Origin of the sequence: Pseudomonas sp. NBB (assembly GCF_032701105.1) — a bacterium.
In the GTDB taxonomy this organism is placed as follows: Bacteria; Pseudomonadota; Gammaproteobacteria; order Pseudomonadales; family Pseudomonadaceae; genus Aquipseudomonas; species Aquipseudomonas asiatica.
The window spans coordinates 1,482,520-1,504,541 of record NZ_CP103994.1 but is presented as its reverse complement, the minus strand read 5'-3'; the positions used below and the strand labels follow the sequence as shown (position 1 = coordinate 1,504,541).

The 22,022-nt window shown below is 64.2% G+C and carries 18 protein-coding genes; 8 read left to right on the top strand and 10 right to left on the bottom strand.

Going from position 1 to position 22,022, the window contains the following annotated elements; genetic code table 11:
- Positions 1-21 precede the first annotated feature (21 nt).
- Positions 22-735, bottom strand: coding sequence for a phosphonate utilization transcriptional regulator PhnR (gene phnR / locus NY023_RS07075; protein ID WP_013971418.1), 714 nt, complete (start codon positions 733-735; stop codon positions 22-24).
- Between the two features lie 315 nt (positions 736-1,050).
- Between phnR and NY023_RS07070 the strand changes: the two genes are divergently transcribed.
- The 6 genes from NY023_RS07070 (at position 1,051) to NY023_RS07045 (ending at position 6,360) form a co-directional block, all read left to right on the top strand.
- Entirely contained in the window at positions 1,051-2,115 is a 1,065-nt protein-coding gene (locus NY023_RS07070) for an ABC transporter substrate-binding protein (RefSeq protein ID WP_013971417.1), read from the top strand.
- Between the two features lie 147 nt (positions 2,116-2,262).
- Complete coding sequence (locus tag NY023_RS07065; RefSeq protein WP_013971416.1) at positions 2,263-3,069, top strand: alkaline phosphatase family protein; 807 nt, start codon at positions 2,263-2,265, stop codon at positions 3,067-3,069.
- Positions 3,066-3,917 (top strand): ABC transporter permease, encoded by an 852-nt coding sequence (locus tag NY023_RS07060; protein WP_013971415.1) that lies wholly within the window; start codon positions 3,066-3,068, stop codon positions 3,915-3,917. The genes NY023_RS07065 and NY023_RS07060 overlap by 4 nt, the downstream gene beginning before the upstream one ends.
- Positions 3,907-4,701 (top strand): ABC transporter permease, encoded by a 795-nt coding sequence (locus tag NY023_RS07055; protein WP_013971414.1) that lies wholly within the window; start codon positions 3,907-3,909, stop codon positions 4,699-4,701. The genes NY023_RS07060 and NY023_RS07055 overlap by 11 nt, the downstream gene beginning before the upstream one ends.
- 1 nt (position 4,702) lies before the next feature.
- Positions 4,703-5,692, top strand: a complete 990-nt coding sequence (locus NY023_RS07050) for an ABC transporter ATP-binding protein (protein WP_013971413.1) — start codon at positions 4,703-4,705, stop codon at positions 5,690-5,692.
- Positions 5,693-5,706: 14 nt separating this feature from the next.
- Positions 5,707-6,360 carry an HAD family hydrolase gene (locus tag NY023_RS07045; protein WP_013971412.1) on the top strand — a complete coding sequence of 218 codons (654 nt, stop codon included), beginning with the start codon at positions 5,707-5,709 and terminating at the stop codon, positions 6,358-6,360.
- Positions 6,361-6,483: 123 nt separating this feature from the next.
- Here NY023_RS07045 and NY023_RS07040 read toward each other — a convergent pair whose 3' ends face one another.
- Complete coding sequence (locus NY023_RS07040) at positions 6,484-7,446, bottom strand: NAD(P)H-quinone oxidoreductase (RefSeq protein ID WP_013971411.1); 963 nt, start codon at positions 7,444-7,446, stop codon at positions 6,484-6,486.
- Positions 7,447-7,590: 144 nt separating this feature from the next.
- Here NY023_RS07040 and NY023_RS07035 point away from each other — a divergent pair, with 144 nt between their 5' ends.
- Positions 7,591-9,672, top strand: coding sequence for a carboxy terminal-processing peptidase (locus tag NY023_RS07035; RefSeq protein ID WP_013971410.1), 2,082 nt, complete (start codon positions 7,591-7,593; stop codon positions 9,670-9,672).
- A 116-nt stretch (positions 9,673-9,788) separates the two neighbouring features.
- Complete coding sequence (locus tag NY023_RS07030) at positions 9,789-10,769, top strand: EAL domain-containing protein (protein ID WP_013971409.1); 981 nt, start codon at positions 9,789-9,791, stop codon at positions 10,767-10,769.
- Positions 10,770-10,817: 48 nt separating this feature from the next.
- Here the strand turns inward: NY023_RS07030 and NY023_RS07025 are convergent, their stop codons facing one another.
- The 8 genes from NY023_RS07025 to NY023_RS06990 form a co-directional block, all read right to left on the bottom strand.
- Positions 10,818-11,186: a hypothetical protein gene (locus NY023_RS07025; RefSeq protein ID WP_013971408.1), complete on the bottom strand. Its 369-nt coding sequence runs from the start codon at positions 11,184-11,186 to the stop codon at positions 10,818-10,820.
- The gene (locus NY023_RS07020) at positions 11,183-11,521 is read right to left on the bottom strand and encodes a multiprotein-bridging factor 1 family protein (protein ID WP_003257349.1); all 339 of its coding nucleotides are present in this window, start codon (positions 11,519-11,521) and stop codon (positions 11,183-11,185) included. The genes NY023_RS07025 and NY023_RS07020 overlap by 4 nt, the downstream gene beginning before the upstream one ends.
- A gap of 111 nt (positions 11,522-11,632) precedes the next feature.
- Entirely contained in the window at positions 11,633-12,073 is a 441-nt protein-coding gene (locus NY023_RS07015) for a YkvA family protein (protein WP_013971407.1), read from the bottom strand.
- Between the two features lie 292 nt (positions 12,074-12,365).
- Positions 12,366-13,130 carry an FKBP-type peptidyl-prolyl cis-trans isomerase gene (locus tag NY023_RS07010; protein ID WP_003257347.1) on the bottom strand — a complete coding sequence of 255 codons (765 nt, stop codon included), beginning with the start codon at positions 13,128-13,130 and terminating at the stop codon, positions 12,366-12,368.
- A 335-nt stretch (positions 13,131-13,465) separates the two neighbouring features.
- Positions 13,466-14,398 (bottom strand): pca operon transcription factor PcaQ, encoded by a 933-nt coding sequence (pcaQ, locus tag NY023_RS07005; protein ID WP_013971406.1) that lies wholly within the window; start codon positions 14,396-14,398, stop codon positions 13,466-13,468.
- A gap of 151 nt (positions 14,399-14,549) precedes the next feature.
- The gene (gene nirD / locus NY023_RS07000) at positions 14,550-14,912 is read right to left on the bottom strand and encodes a nitrite reductase small subunit NirD (RefSeq protein ID WP_013971405.1); all 363 of its coding nucleotides are present in this window, start codon (positions 14,910-14,912) and stop codon (positions 14,550-14,552) included.
- Positions 14,912-17,464 (bottom strand): nitrite reductase large subunit NirB, encoded by a 2,553-nt coding sequence (nirB, locus tag NY023_RS06995; RefSeq protein ID WP_013971404.1) that lies wholly within the window; start codon positions 17,462-17,464, stop codon positions 14,912-14,914. Before nirB ends, nirD begins: the two co-directional genes overlap by 1 nt.
- Positions 17,465-17,768: 304 nt before the next feature.
- The gene (locus tag NY023_RS06990; RefSeq protein ID WP_013971403.1) at positions 17,769-21,794 is read right to left on the bottom strand and encodes a bifunctional nitrate reductase/sulfite reductase flavoprotein subunit alpha; all 4,026 of its coding nucleotides are present in this window, start codon (positions 21,792-21,794) and stop codon (positions 17,769-17,771) included.
- Positions 21,795-22,022: the final 228 nt, after the last annotated feature.

Here is a 22,022-nt window from a genome sequence, read left to right as displayed (position 1 = left end):
GCCCGCGAAGAAGCCAACACCTCAACCCGCCTGGGCGCGGATGCGGATGGCATCATGCCGCCAATACTCCAGGTCGCAGTCGATCAGGTGCCCATGCTGGTCACTGTTGACCCGGGTGATATGCAACCCGGGGCTTCCCGCCGACACCTTCAAGGCACCGGCTGCCTCCACCGGCAACGCCGTCGGCAAGATCTCGAAGCACACCTGCCCATACTGGATGCCGTACACCCGCCCATAAATCTCGGTCAGCGACTGGGCCAGGTCCTGCTCGAGAATCTCCGGGAAGTACCTGGGGTTGAGGTAGTGCTCGGCATACAGCACCGCCCGCCCATCGATCCGCCGCAACCGGCAGATACGTACCACGCTGGACAACGCAGGCAGTTGCAAGCGCGCACAGATGGCCGCCGACGCCGGCTGCAGCCGAGCTGACAAGAGTTCGGTACTGGGCACCCGCCCCTGGTCGCGGACCATGGCATGGAAGTGGCTGCGCTCGATCAGGTCGTAGGTCAGCCGCTCGGGCGCGACGAACCAGCCGCGACGCTCTTCGCGGTAGATCAGCCCCTGGGCTTCCAGCTGCACCAGCGCCTCACGCAGGGTAATGCGCGTGGTATCGAACACCTCGCTGAGCTTGCGCTCGGCCGGCAGCTTGCCGCCCGGCGCCAGCAGGCCGTGCTCTATCTGTTCCTGCAGGGCGTGACAGATGGCTGTTACCGCACGCGGTGGCATCGGCTGCATCAAAGGTTACCTATCTGGACTAGTCCAGCCCCAGAACAGGGCACTTGGAGAATAGTGCAAGCCTAGGCAGGGCTGATGAACATCCTGTGACAAGGCTTTGACCAGACACTGCCAGAAACGCGCCAAGCCAGCAGAACCGGGGCGGTTCAGTGGTCTACGCTGTAGCTTCAGGGCCTTCATCGGCCCTTCCCTACATCAAACTGTCACGCAAGCAGCCTACCTTGGCTCAAGGTTTGCTGACCTAGACCAACGGTCACCAGACAACGGCTTCACTCATAACAACCATCGCTAAAGGCACCCACCAAGGAGCTTCGGATGAAAAAGTTGTTCATGGCGTCACTGCTCGGTTCGGCCATCGCCCTGTGTACCACGGCAATGGCCGCCGATACCGACCTCAAGGCCCTGGAAGACGCCGCCCGCAAGGAAGGCAACGTCAACAGCGTGGGCATGCCCGATGCCTGGGCCAACTGGAAAGGCACCTGGGAAGACCTGGCCAGCAAGTACGGCCTGAAGCACAGCGACACCGACATGAGCTCGGCCCAGGAAATCGCCAAGTTCGAAGCCGAGAAGGACAACGCCAGCGCCGACATCGGCGACGTGGGTGCCGCCTTCGGCCCGATCGCCGTGAGCAAGGGCGTGAGCCAAGCGTACAAGCCGAGCACCTGGGACCAGGTGCCGACCTGGGCCAAGGACAAGGACGGCCACTGGGCGCTGGCCTATACCGGCACCATCGCCTTCATCATCAACAAGGACCTGGTCAAGGAAGGCGAGCGGCCAACGACCTGGCACGACCTGGAAAAAGGCAAGTACAAGGTTGCCATCGGTGACGTCGGCACCGCAGCCCAGGCCGCCAACGGCGTGCTGGCAGCGGCTATCGCCTACAAGGGTGACGAGACCAACCTGGCACCGGGCCTGCAACTGTTCACCAAGCTGGCCCAGCAGAAGCGCCTGTCGCTGGCCAACCCGACCATCCAGACCCTGGAGAAGGGCGAGGTGGAAGTGGGCGTGGTGTGGGACTTCAACGGCCTGAGCTACCGTGAACAGATCGACCCCAAGCGTTTCGAAGTGCTGATCCCGTCGGATGGCTCGGTGATCTCCGGCTATACCACCATCATCAACAAGTACGCCAAGCACCCGAATGCGGCCAAGCTGACACGTGAATACATCTTCAGCGATGCCGGGCAGATCAACCTGGCCAAAGGGCATGCGCGGCCGATCCGTGCCGAGCACCTGAAGCTGCCGGACGATGTGCAGGCCAAGCTGCTGCCCAACGAACAGTACAAGGCTGCACAGCCGATCAAGAATGCCGAGGCCTGGGAAGCGAGCTCGAAGAAACTGCCGCAGATGTGGCAGGAGCAGGTGATCATCGAGATGGAGTAAGGGGCTAGTTTCTCTAGCGCCTGGACGGGCCCTTTCGCGGGTAAACCCGCTCCCACAGGTACAGCGCACACCTCAAGGCCGGCGCATGACCCTGTAGGAGCGGGTTTACCCGCGAAGAAGCCAACGCGGTTTATGACTGGAGCCACCATGCAACACAACGTCATTCTGGTCCTGCTCGACGGCCTCAACTACCAGGTCGCGCATCATGCCATGGGCCACCTGCACGCCTACGTCGAGGCCGACCGTGCCGCGCTATACCGCGTGGAATGCGAACTGCCGTCGCTGTCGCGGCCGCTGTATGAGTGCATCCTCACCGGTGTACCGCCGATCGACAGCGGCATCGTGCACAACAACGTCAACCGTCTGTCCAACCAGCGCAGCGTGTTCCACTACGCCCGCGAGGCCAACCTGGGCACTGCGGCTGCGGCCTATCACTGGATGAGCGAGCTGTACAACCGCTCGCCCTTCGACCCGCAGCGCGACCGCCATACCCACGCACCGAAGCTGCCGATCCAGCACGGGCTGTTCTACTGGGACGACCGTTACCCCGATTCGCACCTGCTGGCCGATGGCGAATACCTGCGCCGCCGCCACGCCCCCAATTTCCTGCTGGTGCACCCGATGAGCATCGACGATGTCGGCCACCATCACGGCCTGGACAGCAGCCAGTACCGCAACGCCGCGCGCAGCGCCGACATCCTGCTGGCCGACTACCTGCCAGGCTGGCTCGAAGAGGGCTACCAGGTACTGGTCACCGCCGACCACGGCATGAACAACGACCGCTCGCACAATGGCCTGCTGACCGAGGAGCGCGAAGTGCCGCTGTTCGTCTTCGGCGATGCCTTCAGCCTCGACCCTGCGGCCAAACCGCTGCAGACCGAGTTGTGCGGGACCATCTGCGAGCTGCTCGGCGCGCCGCATGACAAGACCGTCTGCCGGGAGCTGCTGAAGTGACCACACCCAAGAGCAGCAACACCCGTGGCCGCTACCTGGCCCTGCTCTGCCTGCTACCGTTCGCCGTGTTCTTCGTCATCTTCCAGATCGCCCCGCTGGCCTGGGTGGCGATCAACAGCCTGCAATCGGAAGCGGGTTGGGGCGTGGACAACTTCAGCAAGGTATTCGCCTCGAAGTTCTACCTGCAGGCCCTGCAACGCAGCCTGGAGATCAGCTTCTGGTCGAGCCTGTTCGGCATCGTCATCGCCACTCTGGGCGCCTACTCGCTGCGCCAGGTGGACTCGAAGCTGCGCGACTTCGTCAGCGCCTTCGCCAACATGACCAGCAACTTCGCCGGGGTGCCGCTGGCCTTCGCCTTCATCATCCTGCTCGGTTTCAACGGCGCGCTGACCCTGCTGCTGAAGCAGGTCGGCCTGCTGGAGGACTTCAGTATCTATTCCAAGAGCGGGCTGATCCTGGTGTACACCTACTTCCAGATCCCGCTTGGCGTGTTGCTGCTGTACCCCGCGTTCGACGCACTGCGCGAAGACTGGCGCGAGTCGGCCGCACTGCTGGGGGCCAGCCACTGGCAATTCTGGCGACACATCGGCCTGCCGGTGCTGACCCCGGCACTGCTGGGCACTTTCGTCATCCTGTTGGCCAACGCCCTCGGTGCCTACGCCACCGTGTACGCGCTGACAACCGGCAACTTCAACGTACTGCCGATCCGCATCGCCGGCCTGGTGGCCGGTGACATCAGCCTCGATCCCAACCTGGCCAGCGCCCTGGCGATGGTACTGGTGGGGCTGATGACGCTGGTCACGGTGATGCACCAATGGCTGCTGAAAAGGAGCTACCATGCGCGCTGACGCCCGTTCCGGCGGCTGGTACCACCGCGCCGTGGTCTACCTGCTGTTCCTCATCCTGCTGCTGCCGCTGGCCGGCACCCTGCTCTACTCGCTGGCCACCAGCTGGTCGGCCAGCCTGCTGCCCAGCGGCCTGACCTTCAAGTGGTACATCGCGCTGTGGAGCGAGCCGCGCTTCCTGGCCGCCTTCGGCCAGTCGCTGCTGGTGTGCGTGGGCGCGCTGCTGCTGTCGGTGGTACTGATCCTGCCGCTGCTGTTCGTGGTGCACTACCACTTCCCGAGGCTCGATGCGCTGATGAACATCCTCATCCTGCTGCCGTTCGCGGTGCCGCCGGTGGTGTCGTCGGTGGGGCTGCTGCAGCTGTATGGCAGCGGGCCCATGGCCATGGTCGGTACACCGTGGATCCTGATCGGCTGCTATTTCACCATCGCCTTGCCGTTCATGTACCGGGCCATTACCAACAACCTGCAGGCGATCAACCTGCGCGACCTGATGGACGCCGCCCAGCTGCTGGGCGCCAGCACCTGGCAGGCGGCGCTGCTGGTGGTGCTGCCGAACCTGCGCAAGGGCCTGATGGTGGCACTGCTGCTGTCGTTCTCGTTCCTGTTCGGCGAGTTCGTGTTCGCCAACCTGCTGGTCGGCACCCGCTACGAGACCCTGCAGGTGTACCTGAACAACATGCGCAACAGCAGCGGCCACTTCAACAGCGCGCTGGTGATCTCGTATTTCGCCTTCGTGCTGGTACTGACCTGGGTCGCCAACCGCCTGAACAAGGACAAGACCTGACATGAGCTTCGTCAGCGTACAGAAACTGCAAAAAAGCTACGCCGGCAGCCCGGTGTTCGAGAACATCGACTGCCATATCGAACGCGGTGAGTTCGTCACCCTGCTTGGCCCGTCCGGTTGCGGCAAGTCCACGCTGCTGCGCTGCATCGCCGGGCTGACCCCGGTGGACAGCGGGCAGATCCTGCTCGACGGCCATGACATCGTACCGCTGAGCCCGCAAAAGCGTGGCATCGGCATGGTGTTTCAAAGCTATGCGCTGTTCCCCAACATGACCGTGGAGCAGAACGTCGCCTTCGGCCTGCGCATGCAGAAGGTCAAGGCCGACGAAAGCCAGGCCCGGGTACGCGAGGCGCTGGAACTGGTGGAACTGGGCAACTTCGCCGGGCGCTACCCGCACCAGTTGTCCGGCGGCCAGTGCCAGCGCGTTGCCCTGGCCCGCTCGCTGGTCACCCGCCCGCGCCTGCTGCTGCTCGACGAGCCGCTGTCGGCGCTGGATGCGCGCATCCGCAAGCACCTGCGCGAGCAGATCCGCGCCATCCAGCGCGAGCTGGGGCTGACCACCATCTTCGTCACCCACGACCAGGAGGAGGCGCTGACCATGTCCGATCGCATCTTCCTGATGAACCAGGGGCGCATCGTCCAGAGCGGCGATGCCGAAACCCTCTACACCGCGCCGGTGGACCTGTTTGCCGCCGGCTTCATCGGCAACTACAACCTGCTCGACGCCGACAGCGCCAGCCGCCTGTTGCAGCGCCCGGTGGCCAGCCGCCTGGCGATACGCCCCGAGTCGATTACCTTGGGCATCAACGGTGAACTGGACGCCGAAGTGCGCAGCCACAGCCTGCTGGGCAACGTGATCCGCTACCGGGTGCGGGTGCGCGAGGTGGAACTGGTGGTCGACGTGCTCAACCGCTCACCGTCCGACCTGCACGCGGATGGGCAACGGGTAAGCTTGTCGATCGACCCCACGGCGCTACGGGAAGTGGCCTAAGGAGAATCAACACCATGGCACTGGCAATTTTCGATCTGGACGAAACCCTGATCCACGGCGACTGCGCCTCACTGTGGAGCGAGCAGATGGCCCGGCTAGGCTGGGTCGACGGTAAAGCCTTCCTGCGCCGCGACCATGAGTTGATGGAAGCCTATGGCAAGGGCCACCTGCGGATGGAGGACTACATGGCCTTCAGCCTGGAGCCGATTGCCGGGCGCACCCTGGAAGAGGTCGAGCACCTGGTAGCACCGTGGGTCGAAGAGGTGATCGAGCCAATCATCTACGGCGACGCCTGCCGCTGCATTGCCGAGCACCGCAAGCGCGGGGATCGCATCCTGATCATTTCGGCGTCGGGTACGCACCTGGTCGGGCCGATTGCGGCGCGGCTGGGGGTGGACGAATACCTGGCGATCGAACTGGAGGCGGTGAACGGGGTTTATACCGGCAAGACCCACGGGGTGCTGACCTACCGCGAAGGGAAGATCACGCGGTTGCTGGAATGGCTGGACCAGGAGCAGGAGAACCTGGAAGGCGCGACTTTCTATTCCGACTCGCGCAACGATTTGCCGCTGTTGCTGAAGGTGGATCATCCGCATGTGGTGAACCCGGATGCGGTGTTGCGGGAGCATGCCGAGATCAACAAGTGGCCGATCCTGAGCTGGGCCTGAGGTAATCGCATTGCCTGCACCGGCCCTTTCGCGGGTAAACCCGCTCCCACAGGGACCACACAGTTTTCAAGCCTGTGGTAATCCCTGTGGGAGCGGGTTCACCCGCGAAGAGGCCAGGCCTGCTTACATCAGGCTAGGGTCTATCACCATCACCAGCTTGCCCGACACCTGGTTGGTCTCAAGCTCGGCATACGCCGCCTGGCCAAACTCCACCGGGTAGGTGTCCACCAACTGCGGCGACAGGCGCCCTTCGGCAAACAGCGGCCACACCTGCTGCTGCAACTCGCGCAGCAGTTCGGCCTTGAAGCCGTCATCGCGGTTACGCAGCGTGGAACCGGTAATCTCCAGGCGCTTGCCCAGTACCTGTGCCAGGTCCAGCTCGAACTTGCGCCCGCCCATCAGACCGATGATCACCCAGCGCCCGTCACGCGCCAGCAACTTGAGGTTGAGCTCGCCGTAGCTGGCGCCCACCGGGTCGAGAATCACGTCGAACGGGCCAAAACCTTCCAGCGCTTCCAGGTTTTCGTTACGTACCACACCACCGGCGGCGCCCAGCGCCTCGCAGTAGGCCAGGCGGTCCTGGGAACCGACGCTTACCCATACCGGGCTGCCGAACGCCTTGCACAGCTGGATGGCGGCCGAGCCAACGCCGCTGGCGCCAGCGTGCACCAGCACCTTCTCGCCAGCTTTCACGCCACCCAGCTGGAAGATGTTCAGCCAGGCAGTGGCATATACCTCCGGCAACGCCGCCGCTTCGTGCAGGCTCAGGCCTTCGGGCACCGGCAGCACGTGGCGGGCATCCACCACCACTTCCTCGGCCATGGCGCCGCTGGCCAGCAGTGCGCACACCCGGTCACCCACCCGCCAGTCGGCACCGGCCCCCACTTCCTCGATCACCCCGGAGCACTCCAGGCCCATGTACGGGCTGGCGCCTGGCGGTGGTGGGTACAAACCTTTCATCTGCAGCAGATCGGCGCGGTTCAGCCCCGCAGCAGCCACGCGAATGCGCACTTGACCCGCGTCGCAGGCCGGGCGCTCGGCCTCGACCCAAGCCACATGTCCGTCAACGCCTTGCAATGCCTTCACAGTGCCTCCATAGTTGAATCATATGACCGAGCCTGGGAACGCCAAGTCCCCAGGCTTTTTGCAGTATGCATCCGGTTTTTTGCAACCGGTGAACAGAAAAGACGGCCTACTATGCGTGATCAATTGTCTCCACGTCGAATCAGCATGAAGCATTTCCTCCCAAGCACCGCCCTGGCGCTGATGATCGGCCTGGGCAGCCTCACGCTCGGCGGCAATGCGGCGGCCGCCAACAAATGGGACAGCCTGCAGCCGGACCGCGACGAGATCGTCGCCAGCCTCAACGTGGTGGAATTGCTCAAGCGCCACCACTACAGCAAGCCGCCGCTGGACGACGCCCGTTCGGTCATCATCTATGACAGCTACATCAAGCTGCTGGACCCGGCGCGCAGCTACTTCACCGCTGCCGACATCGCCGAATTCGACAAATGGAAAACGCAATTCGACGATTTCCTCAAGAGCGGTAACCTGGACCCGGGCTTCACCATCTACAAACGCTACCTGGACCGCGTCAAGCAACGTCTGGACTTCGCCCTGGCCGAGCTGAACAAGGGCGTGGACAAGATCGACTTCAACGCCAAGGAAACCTTGCTGATCGACCGCAAGGACGCCCCGTGGATGAAGGACCAGGCCGAGCTCGACGATTTGTGGCGCAAACGCGTCAAGGACGAAGTGCTGCGCCAGAAGATCGCCGGCAAGGAACCCAAGCAGATCCAGGAAACCCTGACCAAGCGCTACAAGAACCAACTGTCGCGCCTGGACCAGACCCGTGCCGAGGACATCTTCCAGGCCTACATCAACACCTTCGCCCAGTCCTACGACCCGCACACCAACTACCTGTCGCCGGACAACGCAGAAAACTTCGACATCAACATGAGCCTGTCGCTGGAAGGCATCGGCGCAGTACTGCAAAGCGACAACGACCAGGTCAAGATCGTGCGTCTGGTGCCGGCAGGCCCGGCGGCCAAGACCAAGCAGGTGGCACCGGCCGACAAGATCATCGGTGTGGCCCAGGGCAACAAGGAGATGGTCGACGTGGTCGGCTGGCGCCTGGACGAAGTGGTCAAGCTGATCCGCGGCCCGAAAGGCTCGGTGGTGCGCCTGGAGATCATCCCCGCCAGTAACGCGCCTAGCGACCAGACCAGCAAGATCGTGTCGATCACCCGCGAGGCGGTGAAGCTCGAGGAGCAGGCAGCGAAGAAGTCGGTGCTCAAGCTCAAGCAGGACGGGCGTGACTACAAGCTGGGCATCATCGAGATCCCGGCCTTCTACCTCGACTTCAAGGCCTATCGCGCCGGTGACCCGGAGTACAAGAGCACCACGCGTGACGTGAAGAAGCTGCTGACCGAGCTGCAGAAAGAAAAAGTCGACGGCGTGGTCATCGACCTGCGCAACAACGGCGGCGGCTCGCTGCAGGAAGCCACCGAGCTGACCAGCCTGTTCATCGAGAAAGGCCCGACCGTGCTGGTGCGCAACAGCGACGGCCGTGTCGACGTGCTGGAAGACGAAAACCCCGGTGCCTTCTACAAGGGCCCACTGGCACTGCTGGTCAACCGCCTGTCGGCCTCGGCTTCGGAGATCTTCGCCGGTGCCATGCAGGACTACCACCGTGCGCTGATCATCGGCGGCCAGACCTTCGGCAAAGGCACCGTGCAGACCATCCAGCCACTCAACCATGGCGAGCTGAAGCTTACCCTGGCCAAGTTCTACCGGGTTTCCGGGCAGAGCACCCAGCATCAGGGCGTGCTGCCGGACATCGACTACCCGTCGATCATCGATACCAAGGAGATCGGCGAGAGCGCCCTGCCCGAGGCCATGCCGTGGGACACCATTCGCCCGGTGGTCAAGCCGGCGGCCGACCCGTTCAAGCCGTTCCTGGCCCAACTCAAGGCGCAGCATGAAGCGCGCAGCGACAAGGATGCAGAGTTCACCTACATCCGCGACCGCCTGGCCCTGACCCAGAAGCTGATGAACGAAAAGACCGTCAGCCTCAACGAGCAGGACCGTCGTGCACGCCACGATGCAATCGAGGCCAAGCAGCTTGCACTGGAGAACATCCGCCGCAAGGCCAAGGGTGAAGAGCCGCTGAAGGAGCTGAAGAAAGAGGACGAGGACGCGCTGCCGACCGAGGATGAAAACACCAAGCCGGAAGACGATGCCTACCTGTCGGAAACCGGCCGCATCCTTATCGACTACCTGAGTGCAAGCACCAAGGTGGCCAAGAAGTAAGACTGTGGCAATGATGGCAAATTAGCTTTACTTGTCATCAAACAGTCATCGCGCTGTCGTGAAATAGAGGGGCCGGGCGTGGAATCGCCCGGCCCTTTCATTTTCAGGAATACGCCATGACCGTCGCCGAACAGCTCAGTGCCTTGAGTGCCATCCTGGCTCAACGCAGCATCCACAGTCTGTTCCAGCCGATCATGTGCCTGAGCGAGCAACGGGTTTTCGGCCATGAGGCGTTGAGCCGCGGGCCGTCCAACAGCCCGCTGCACGCACCGCTGAACCTGTTTACCATCGCCCGCCAGGCCGGCCGCCTGACCGAACTGGAGGCTGCCTGCCGGGAAAGCGCCTGCCGGCGTTTCAGCGAACAGCAGTTGCAGGGCAAGCTGTTTCTCAACATCTCGCCTGAATCGCTGCTGGAGCCGCACTACCCCTCCGGGCAGACCCTGAAACTGCTCGAACAAGTCGGCCTGCCACCCAGCCGGGTGGTGATCGAGCTGACCGAACATACCCCGACCGACGACTTTCAGCTGCTGTCCAATGCGCTGCACCACTACCGGGACGTGGGCTTCTCGATTGCCATCGACGATCTGGGAGCGGGTTATTCGAGCCTGCGCCTGTGGTCGGAGCTGCGCCCCGAATATGTGAAAATCGATCGCCACTTCATCGACGGCATCCACCGCGACCCGCTCAAGCGTGAGTTCGTCGGTTCGATATTGCAGATTGCCCGGGCGTCGAAGGCGCAGGTAATTGCCGAAGGCATCGAGATGGCGGAGGAGCTGGCGGTGCTGGTGGAGATGGGGGTGGACTTGGTGCAGGGCTACCTGCTGGGGCGGCCGCAGGAGCTGGGGGCGCGCGAAAGCCGGCCACTACCGGCGCTGATGAACGTTCCGCAGGCCGAACAGCCGACGGTGCGGCTCAACGCGACGATTGGGCAGTTGCTGGAGTTGTTTGGCCGGCACCGGCACCTGGAGGTATTGGAGGTGGTAGATGCCGATGGCAGGGCTTGTGGGCTGATCCACAGAGATGCTTTGCCTGTTCCGGCCTCTTCGCGGGTAAACCCGCTCCCACAGGTACAACACAAGGCTCAAGACCTGTGGTGAACCTGTGGGAGCGGGTTTACCCGCGAAGAGGCCGGGACAGGCAACGAATCAGGCCGTTTCGGGATAGCTGTACTCGAACACCCTGACCACCTCGGAGGCATGCCATGAGGCCGCTTCCATGCCGTCGACCGGCCCGGAAAATCGGCCCAACCGTTCAACGCACTCAAAAAACCCGGTACGCGGCAAACGGCTGGCACCCTGGCTGATCACCAGCGAGCTGCGCAATGGCTGCTCTGCGCGGGCATCCAGCACCGCCAGGTACTCCAGCGCGGCTGTCAGCGTCTGCATGGCCGGGCTGGGCAACTGCAAACGCTCGATCAGCGCTCGATAGGTCAGCAAGTGACGTTGACGACGGGCCAGGTCAAGCTCGCCCAGCAGGTTATCCCAGTGCTGACGGCTGATCCTGACCTGGCTCATGATGGTTCGCTCCAGCCAGCCACCCCCAGATGCCAGGCCAGGGCACGGCGGATAGCAGCATCCGGCTGGCGTTCACCTGATTCGATCATGGCCAGGTATGCCGGGCTTACCCCGACATTGCGCGCCAGTTGCTCAGGGGCAATGCCCTTGGCCTGGCGAATCTGTGCCACTTCGCTGAAGGCCGGCAATGGCGCACTGGCCACATCGCCCTGCGCTTCACTGGCAAGCACCTCGGCTGGTGCCTGCCCAGCGGCCTTGAGCAGTGCCTGGTACTGTTCCCAGGGAACGACGGCGTACTCGGGTTGACCGTCCCGGCTGATGACCTGAATACCCATTACAAACCCCTTTAAAAAGGATTACAGCATGTAATCCGTAGGCATAACCCTTATGCCAATTATATTACCAACTCTGGGGTCTGTGCAGTTGCGCTGCGGTTGCGGCCAGTTTCACTGCGTGTTGCGTTCCAACCGCAGCGCTTCGGGGGTAGCCGGCAGGCGCTCGACCACGCGCAGCCGTTCGGGCGCCTGGCTGTCGCGCCAGGCCTTGAAGCGCGCCAGTTCGTCAGCCACGGTCTTCAGTACCCAGCCCAGGACCGCGATGTCGTCGAGGAAACCCACGCCCAGCAGCCAGTCGGGGATGGCGTCGATGGGGCTGACGAAATACAGCAGCCCGGCGACGATGGTGACCAGCGCCTTGGGGCTGATGGCACGGTACTCGCCGCGCCACCAGGCCAGGCACAACGACTGCAGCAGCTTCACGTCTTCGCGCAGCTGGCCGATGCGCGGGCCTTTGCGAGCTACCGCGAACAGCAAGGCGGGCAACCGGCCGCGGCTGAGCAGGCGCTCGGCCAACGGCAGGAAACGGGCAAAATTCCAGGGTGAGCTCATGGAGCCTCCAGAGGAAAAGGTTATCCACATTTATTGTGGATAACCTTGTGAACAGGGCGACGTTTCTGACCCCAGGTGCCTGCCAGGCAAGGGCCTCGGTCAGATCGGGCGTTTTTTACACAGTCGTTTCACACCGTGGGTGCGTACGCCGCAAACGATTTGCGTCAGAAGCATCCTGCTGCTTCACGCTGCATTTCCTCGGACAGTATCAGCAGTTGCAGGTTCGTCCAACTACCCGGCACAAACGAAAACGCCCCGTCGGGACGGGGCGTTTTGCGTGGGCCAGCCAGTGTTACTTGGCAGGCGCTTCGGCCGGGGCCTCGGCAGGAGCTTCCGCTTCTGGCTCGGCGCCTTGCAGCTGGGCCGGATCCTTGATGGCGATCAGTTCCAGGTCGAATACCAGTACCGAGTTGGCCGGGATCAGCGGGCTTGGGCTCTGCGCACCGTAGGCCAGTTCAGCCGGGATGAACAGCTTGTACTTCTCGCCGACGTGCATCAGCTGCAGGCCTTCGACCCACCCCGGGATCACGCCGCTGACCGGCAGGTCGATCGGGCTGCCGCGCTCGACGGAGCTGTCGAACACCTTGCCATCGATCAGCTTGCCTTCGTAGTGGACGGTGACCACATCAGTCGCCTTGGGCTGCGGGCCGTCGGCCTTTTTGACCACTTCGTACTGCAGGCCCGAGGCAGTGGTGACCACGCCTGGCTTCTTGGCGTTTTCCTCGAGGAACTTCTTGCCGGCGGAGGCGGCTTCTTCGCTGGCCTTGGCCAGGCGCTCTTCGGCACGCTTCTGCAGCGCGGTGAAGGCCTCTACCAGCTCTTCGTCCTTGATGCGCTGTTCCTTCTTGCCAACGGCGTCTTCGATGCCGAGGGCTACTGCTTTCGAATCAAGGTCTTCCATGCCTTCCTGAGCCAGGCTCTTGCCCATGTTCAGGCCGATACCGTAGGAGGCTTTCTGTGCCGGAGTCTTCAGCTCGGGGCTGCTGGTCTGTTGATCACAGCCAGCCAGTACCAGGCCTACCAGGGCAACCGCAGCCGCCAAACGATGCTGTTTCATGCTATTTCCTTGTTCATGCGCCAAAAGGGCAATCAGGGTAAAGCCGCGAGCTTAGCAGGCGGCCATGACCAATGGCTACCGGCATAGGAGCGGGTTTTGGTAAGGAAGTTCAGTAGTTAAACGCTTATTCATCAAAGGATGTGCAGCCACTGGCCAGTATTGATCGGTTGCGGCGCCTTTGCCCGGTTTTGCGGCGGATTTATTTAGCTGAATGCTGAAAAGCCTGCACTGGCCCTATCGCCGGCAAGCCAGCTCCCACAGGTTCACCACAGGCCCGGAAGCAGTTGCTATCCCTGTGTGTGGCTTGCCGGCGAAAGGGCCAAAAATACCTGCGTTCAGGGGTAGCTGCCCTCTCGGTACTGCCCCGCTACCTCGCGCAACACCTCGCATACCCACTGCCCAGGCAGGCTCTGCGGCAAGGCAGCATTGCGACAGATGCCGACCGAGCCGCCCGGCTCGCGCACACCCAGGTCGAGCTCGACCAGCTCGCCCCGGCGCAGGTCGAGCAGCACCGCATCGCGCGGCGCAACCCACACTGCATCACTGCCCAGCAGGTAGCGCCGGCTCAGCGCCAGCGACAGGGTTTCCAGGCGCTGGGCGGGCATCTGGATGCCACATTGCACGAACAGGCTGTCGGCATGCTGGCGGATGGTGGTGCCGGCTGGCGGCAGCACCAGCGGGTAATGTCCAACCTCCCCGCGCTCTACTGGCTTGCAGGCCAGCAGCGGGTGGCCTGGCCGCACCACCAGGCTCATCGACTCGCTGTACAGGTGCTCGAACGACAGGCCTTGGATCTGCGGGCTGTCGGTCATGCGCCCGACCACCAGTTCCAGTTCGCCGAGGCGCAACTGGCCGAGCAGCTGCGCGCTGACCCCGGTGACCACACTGATTACCAGCGCCTCATGCCGCTGGTGCAGGCGGCACAGCACTTCGGGCATGAGCAGGCCTTCGACCGTGGACAGCACACCGATACGCACCTGCGACGGCGCCCGCGCCTCGCCACGCAGGCTGCTGACGCCATCGCGCAGGGCCTGCACGCTGGGCCCGGCGTAGCGCATGAAACGCGTGCCCGCCGGGGTCAGCTCGACGCCCTGACGGCTGCGCGCGAACAGGCGCGTTTCCAGCAGGTCTTCGAGTTCCTTGAGGGTCTTGGAGATGGCTGGCTGGCTGATTGCCAGGATGTCGGCAGCCCTGGCCAGGCTGCCCTGCCGGGCAATCTCCAGGAAGCACAGCAGGTGGCGGTACTTGATGCGGGTGTCGAGGTTCATGGGCTCAAGCTTACCGCATGCAGATAGCCTGTACCGGCCCTTTCGCGGGTGAACCCGCTCCCACAGGGATCTCCGCAGTTCTCCAGACCTGTGCAGTACCTGTGGGAGCGGGCGTGCCCGCGAAGAGGCCGGTGCAGGCGGCAGATGAATATCAGGCCACAGCCAACTCCACCGCCTCCCCGTTCAACCGCACCGGCCACACCCGCAGGCGCTGCCCGCTATCCTCCAGGCACTCCCCGCTCTCCAGGCTGAAGTGCTGCTTGTACAACGGCGCGGCCACCACCAGCTCGCCCTGCACACTGCCAACCAGGCCGCGGCCGATGATGTTGGCGCCGGATCGCGGGTCACGGTTGTCCACCGCGTACAGCGGCTGCGCCTGCCCCGGCAGGTAGAACAGCGCCACCTGGGCCCCGTCGAGCCAGACCACCACCCCGGAATCAGCCACCAGGTCATCGGCCTGGCACACCACCTGCCAGTTCTCGTGGGTTTTCACAGCAGCATTGGACAAGTTCATCAGACAGCCTCCTCGACGGTTGGGATCAGGTGCAGTGGCGCAGCAGGCCGGCGCTGTTCGCGTTCGCGCACGAAGTGCACGTCCGGGTCGGCGCGGCGGTCGTTGACGAAAGTACGGAAGCGCTTGAGCTTCTCGGGGTCGTTGAGGGCGTTGGCCCATTCGCATTCATACTGGTCGACCACATGCTGCATCTGCGCCTCCAGCTCGCTGGCCAGGCCCAGGCTGTCGTCGAGGATCACCTGCTTCAGGTAGTCCAGCCCACCTTCCAGGTTCTCGCGCCACACCGAGGTGCGCTGCAGTTTGTCGGCGGTGCGGATGTAGAACATCAGCACGCGGTCGATCAGGCGCACCAGGGTTTCGTCGTCGAGGTCGGTGGCGAACAGTTCGGCGTGCCGCGGGCGCATGCCGCCGTTGCCGCATACGTAAAGGTTCCAGCCCTTGTCGGTGGCGATCACGCCGATGTCCTTGCTTTGTGCCTCGGCGCATTCGCGAGTGCAGCCGGACACCGCGAACTTTAGCTTGTGCGGGCTGCGCAGGCCTTTGTAGCGGTCTTCCAGGCGCAGGGCCATGCCGACGCTATCCTGCACGCCATAACGGCACCAGGTGCTGCCGACGCACGACTTTACCGTGCGGGTCGACTTGCCGTAGGCGTGGCCGGTTTCGAAGCCGGCCTCGATCAGCTCGCCCCAGATCAGCGGCAGCTCGTGCAACTGGGCGCCGAACAGGTCGATGCGCTGGCCGCCGGTGATCTTGGTGTACAGGTCGTACTTTTTCGCCACCTGGCCGATCACGATGAGCTTGTCGGGGGTGATTTCACCACCGGGGATGCGCGGCACCACCGAGTAGGTGCCGTTCTTCTGCATGTTGGCCATGAAGGTGTCGTTGGTGTCCTGCAGCGGCACCAGCGCCGGGTCCATGATCGGCTGGTTCCAGCACGAGGCGAGAATACTGCCCACCGCCGGCTTGCAGATGTCGCAGCCAACGTGGCCCTTGCCGTGGCGTTCGAGCAGTTCGTTGAAGGTACGGATACCCTCTACCCGCACCAGCCCGTACAGCTCCTGACGGGTGTAGGCGAAGTGCTCGCACAGGCTCCTGTCCACCGCCACGCCACGGGCGGTCAGCTCGTGCTCGAACACCTGCTTGAGCAGTGCCGCGCAACCACCACAACCGGTGGCGGCCTTGGTGCAGCCCTTGACTGCGGCAAGGTCGCCGCAGCCGCTGTCGATGGCGGCGCAGACCGCGCCCTTGCTGACGTTGTGGCAGGAACAGATGGTCGCGCTGTCGGGCAGCGCATCGGCACCCAGGGCCGGTGCGCCGCCGCCTTGCGGCAGGATCAGTGCCGCGGGGTCGGCTGGCAGGGCGATGCCGTTCTGGGCGTATTGCAGCAGAGTGTCGTAGTAGCTGTTGTCGCCCACCAGCACCGCACCGAGCACGTGCTTGCCGCTGGCATCCACCACCAGCCGGCGATAGGCGCTGTTGGCTTCGTCGATGAAGCGGTAGCTGCGTGCGCCCGGAGTGGCGCCATGGGCATCGCCGATGGAGCCGACATCCACGCCCAGCAACTTGAGCTTGGTCGACATGTCGGCACCGGTGAATTCGCCAGCGGCTTCACCCATCAGCAATGCCGCCAGGTTGCGCGCCATGCTGTAGCCCGGGGCGACCAGGCCGAACACGCTGCCGTTCCACGAGGCGCACTCGCCGATGGCGAAGATGCGCGGGTCGCTGCTGCGGCAGTGGTTGTCGATCACCACGCCACCACGCGCGGCGATGTCCAGGCCACAGGCACGGCCCAGGGCATCCTGCGGGCGGATACCTGCGGAGAACACAATCAGGTCGGTTTCCAGATGCTCGCCGCCATCGAAGTTCATGCGATAGCGGTAGTCTTCACCCGCACTGATCGACTGGGTGGCCCGCGACAGATGCACGCCAACACCCAGCGCTTCGATCTGTGCCTTGAGCGCGGCACCGCCCTCGCCGTCCAGCTGCACCGGCATCAGCCGTGGGGCGAACTCCACCACGTGGGCTTCCAGGCCCAGCGACTTGAGGGCGTTGGCTGCTTCCAGGCCAAGCAGGCCACCGCCCACTACCACGCCACGTCGGGCACTGGCTGCGGCAGCGCGGATGGCGTCGAGGTCGTCGAGGGTGCGGTAGACCAGGCGGGCATTGCCGCTGGAACCTTCGATCGGTGGCACGAAGGGATAGGAACCCGTGGCCAGCACCAACTGGTCGTAGCCGTAACGGCCCTCGGCGGTAACCACTTCGGCGTGCTCACGGTCGATTTCCAGCACCGCTTCACCGAGGTGCAGGTGCACACCGTTGGCGCCGTAGAAGTCCTGCCCGCACAGAGCCAGGGTTTCGGCACAGCTGCCGCCGAAGTACTCGGACAGGTGCACGCGGTCGTAGGCACGCTGGCGCTCTTCGCCGAACACATGCACTTCGAAGCGCTGCAAGGCGCCGCGGCTGACCAGTTGTTCGACGCAATGGTGGCCGACCATGCCGTTGCCGACGATGACCAGTCGCTCTCGTTGCCCGCTGCTCGCTGTTGCCTTCATAAGCCGATCCTCGATCAAAAAAAAAGCGCCTGGAGCCGAAGCTCCAGGCGCCTTTGCCTGTATTCATCACGGTAGGGGGCCCGGGTTGATCGCCGTTGATCAGTGGGCTTTGTTGTAACTAGGGTAAAGCAGGGAGTGTGCCAACTGGGTTGCCTGTGCCGGCCTCTTCGCGGGTAAACCCGCTCCCACAGGGATCTCCACAATTTTCAGACCGGTGCAGTACCTGTGGGAGCGGGTTTACCCGCGAAGAGGCCGGCACAGGTCATGCACATTCGCAGTGCACAACACCCCATCCCGGTGCACATCAATAAACATCCCGCCGATACCGCTTGGCCCTGCCCAGCGCTTCGACATAAGCCGCAGCCACCGCGGCATCCATGCCGCCATGCTCGGCCACGATCGCCCGCAACGCCGCATCCACATCCTTGGCCATGCGCTGCGCATCGCCACACACATAGAAATACGCACCCGCCTCCAGCCATTGCCACAACTGCGCGCCCTGTTCGAGCATGCGCTGCTGCACATAGACCTTCTCGGCCTGGTCGCGCGAGAACGCTGTGTCCAGGCGCAAGTGCCCTGCAGCCTGCCAGGCCTGTAGCTGCTCCTGGTAATAGAAATCGGTGGCCGCGTACTGCTCGCCAAAGAACAGCCAGTTAGCCCCTTTCGCCCCACGTGCCTCTCGTTCTTCGAGGAAGGCCCTGAACGGCGCAATGCCGGTGCCGGGACCGACCATGATCACCGGCACGCTGTCGTCCTCGGGCAGGCGAAAGTGCTTCGACACCTGCGGGAAGATGGCAACCTTCAGCGCCTGCGCACGGTCGGCGAGGAAGCTTGAACACACCCCTTTGCGCGCGCCATAGCGCACCGTGGAAACGGTCAGGTGCACCTGCTGCGGGTGCGCCAGCGGGCTGGAGCTGATCGAGTACAGGCGCGGCTGCAAGGGCTTGAGCAGCTCCAGCCAGCTGGCCAACGGCAGTTGCTGGGGAAAGGCGCGCAGAACATCGACCAGTTGCCGCCCCCACAACCAGTCCTGCAGCTCGGCCTTGCACTCGGGCTGCAGCAGGCGCTGCAGGTCCGGAGCATTGCCGGCGAAGGCCTGCAGCTGCTGCGTGGTGACCTTGGCGATTTCCAGGTGCGCTTGAAGGGCTTCGGTCAGCGGCATGGCGGGCTGGCCTTTCAGCTCGACCATGGTCTGGCCATCGAGCTGTATTAGCGCCAGCAGTTCGTCGACCAGGGCGGGACAGTTGCGCGGCCACACGCCCAGGGCATCACCGGCGGTATAGGTGAAGCCGCTGCCGCTGAGGTCGAACACCAGTTGACGGGTTTCCTTGGTAGCACCCGGGCCGTTCAGCAGGCGGTTTTCCAGCAAGGTGGCAGCCCAGGGTTGCTGCTTGCCATAGGCCGCCACGGGCGCAGGCTCGGTGACCGGTTGCGGTGCAGCAGTGCTGCCAAGCGTAGGCAGCAGCGCATCCAGCCAGGCGGCGAAGGCGTCGTCGAAGTCCGGCTCGCAGTCCACCCGCTGCAGCAGGCGCCGCCCACCCAGCTCGGCCAGGCGTTGGTCGAGCTTGCGGCCGAAGCCGCAGAACTGGTCGTAACTGGAGTCGCCCAGGGCCAGCACGGCAAAAGGCAGTTCGGCGCAGTGGGCGCCCTCCTCGCCCTGCAAGGCTTGCCAGAATGCCGCTGCGCTGTCGGGCGCGTCACCATCGCCAAAGGTGCTGGCGATCAGCACCACGCTGGCGGCGCCCTGCAGCTGGCGCGGGCTGACCGCTTCCATGCAGCTGAGCTGCACGTCGAGGCCGGCACCGCGCAGGCGCTCGGCACAGCGTTCGGCCAACAGCTCGCCGTTGCCGGTTTGCGAAGCCCACAGCACCTGGTGCCGTGGTGCCATCAACGCCGCATCGGGCAGCACCGCCGGCTGGGCGAACAGCCCGGCCAGCAAGCCATCGACGAACAACCGGCGGTTGGCGGCCAGCGGCGCACTGGCCGGCAGACAGGGCACGCCCTCGGCGCGGGCCTGGTCCAGGCCCAGCAGAAAGCCTTGCAGGTAATGGCGCTCTTCCTCGGCCAGCACCGGAGCTGGCAGGGTGTCCAGGCCAAGCAGACGGGACAGGGTGGCGGTCGGCATGCGGGCAGGCTCCGGATTGGCAGTGTTCAGATCAAGGGCTTCGATGCGCTCACCGGCAACCCGCTCCAGGGTCACGGCACAATGCTTGAACGCCGGCTGCAGCGACAGCGGGTCGACCGCATCACACGTCACGGCGTTGATCGCCAGTTGCTCGCCGATCAGGTCATTCCAGTGAAACGGGGCAAAGCAGTTGCCAGGCATGACCCGGTCGCTGATTCGCGCGGGTAGCACGGCCTGCCCGCGGCGCGAGCGAATGGCCACCAGGTCCTTTTCGGCGATGCCCAGCCGGGCAGCATCGTCGCAGTGGATTTCCACGAAGGGGCCGGGCTCCAGCTTGTTCAGCGCCGGTACCTTGCCGGTCTTGGTCAGGGTGTGCCACTGGTGCTGCACGCGGCCGGTATTCAGCACCATGGGGTAATTGCCATCCGGCAACTCCGCCGCCGGCAACCAGGGCCGGGCGAAGAAGCGGGCCTTGCCGCTGGCGGTCGGGAAGGCCAACACCGGGCGCTCGCCCTGGGCATCGCGCAACAGCGTCTGGCTGCTGCCGTCGTTGTGGTAGCGCAGCGGGCTTCGCGGGTTGTTGTTGCCCGGGGCGCAGGGCCACTGGTGCGGCTGCTCGCGCAGTTCGGCATAGCCGATGCCCCGCAGGTCGTAGCCGGTGGTTGGGTTGTGAAAGCGGCGGATCTCCTCGTACACCGCCTCGGCATCGGGGTAGTCGAAGGCGTCGGCATAGCCCATGGCGCAGGCGACCCGGGCGATGATCTGCCAGTCCGGCAGGCTCTGCCCGGGCGGTTCGACGGCACGTGGCATGAGGGTGAGGTTGCGCTCGCTGTTGATCATCACGCCCTCGCCTTCGGCCCACAGCGCAGCTGGTAGCAGGATGTCGGCGTAGCGGTTGGTCTCGGTGTCGAGGAAGGCATCCTGGGTAATCACCAGTTCAGCCTGGCGCAGGCCGTCGATCACCTGCTGGCGGTTGGCGACACTGGCCACCGGGTTGCTGCAGATGACCCAGCAGGCTTTTACCACGCCGCTTTTCATCTGCTCGAACAGCGCCACCGTGCCCTCGCCGCCTTCGCTGCGCAGGCTGCCCGGGGCCAGTTGCCACTGTTGCTCGACGAAGGCACGGTCCTGCGCTACCAGCGCCGAGCGCTGGCCTGGCAGGCCGGGGCCCATGTAGCCCATCTCGCGTCCGCCCATGGCATTGGGTTGGCCGGTCAACGAGAACGGGCCGCTGCCCGGGCGGCAGATCGCGCCCGTGGCCAGGTGCAGGTTGCAGATCGCATTGGTGTGCCAGGTACCATGGATGCTCTGGTTCAGGCCCATGGTCCAGCAACTCATCCAGTTGCGGGCACTGCCGATCCATTCGGCGGCCTTGATGATGTCGGCCTCGGCCAACCCGGTGATGGCGGCCACGTGGTCAGGGGTGTAGTCATCGAGAAAGGCCGGCAGTTCATCCCAGCCTTCGGTATGGCGGGCGATGAAATCAGGGTCGGTGTGGCCGTTACGCAGCAGCAGGTGCAACAGGCCGTTGAGCAAGGCCATGTCGCTGCCGGGGCGCACCTGCAGGAACAGGTCGGCCTTGTCGGCGGTGGCACTGCGCCGCGGGTCGACGACGATCAGCTTGGCCCCCGCCTTGACCCGGTCGAGCAGGCGCAGGAACAGGATCGGGTGACAGTCGGCCATGTTGGCGCCGATCACCAGGAATACGTCGGCGTGCTCGAAGTCCTGGTAGCTGCCGGGCGGGCCATCGGCACCGAGCGACAGCTTGTAGCCGCTGCCGGCACTGGCCATGCACAGGCGCGAGTTGGACTCGATGTGGCGGGTGCGGATAAAGCCCTTGGCCAGCTTGTTGGCCAGGTACTGGGCCTCCAGCGACATCTGCCCGGACACGTAAAGCGCCACGGCGTCGGGGCCGTGCTGGTCGATGATGCCGCGCAAGCGACCGGCGGCTGCGGCGATGGCCTGGTCGATGCCGGTACGCGCTGGCTGCTGGCTGCGCTGCTGGCGCACATAGGCATCCTCCATGCGCCCGGCAGCAGTCAGCGGCAGGTGTGCGGTGAGACCTTTGGTGCACAGGCGGCCGAAGTTGCTGGGGTGCTGCTTGTCGCCGCTGATCTTGCCGACCTTGCCATCGGCGACGCTCATGACGATGCCGCAACCGACGCCGCAGTAGGGGCAGACGCTGCGTACTTCGCTGTTGGCCATGGGCGGGCTCCTGTAGGGAACGCAAAAAGGCGCCGGCTGCCCCTGCTTGCTGGGCAAGCGGGGCAACACGGCGCCTTTGTCGTGAAGTTTTGTGGGCTGTCGACGTTGATAGCCCTGGGTAGCGGTAGATCAGCAATTAATGGGCCAGCTGTGCCGGCCCCTTCGCGGGTAAACCCGCTCCCACAGAGGTATAGCAAGGCCTGAGGGCAGTGATGTACCTGTAGGAGC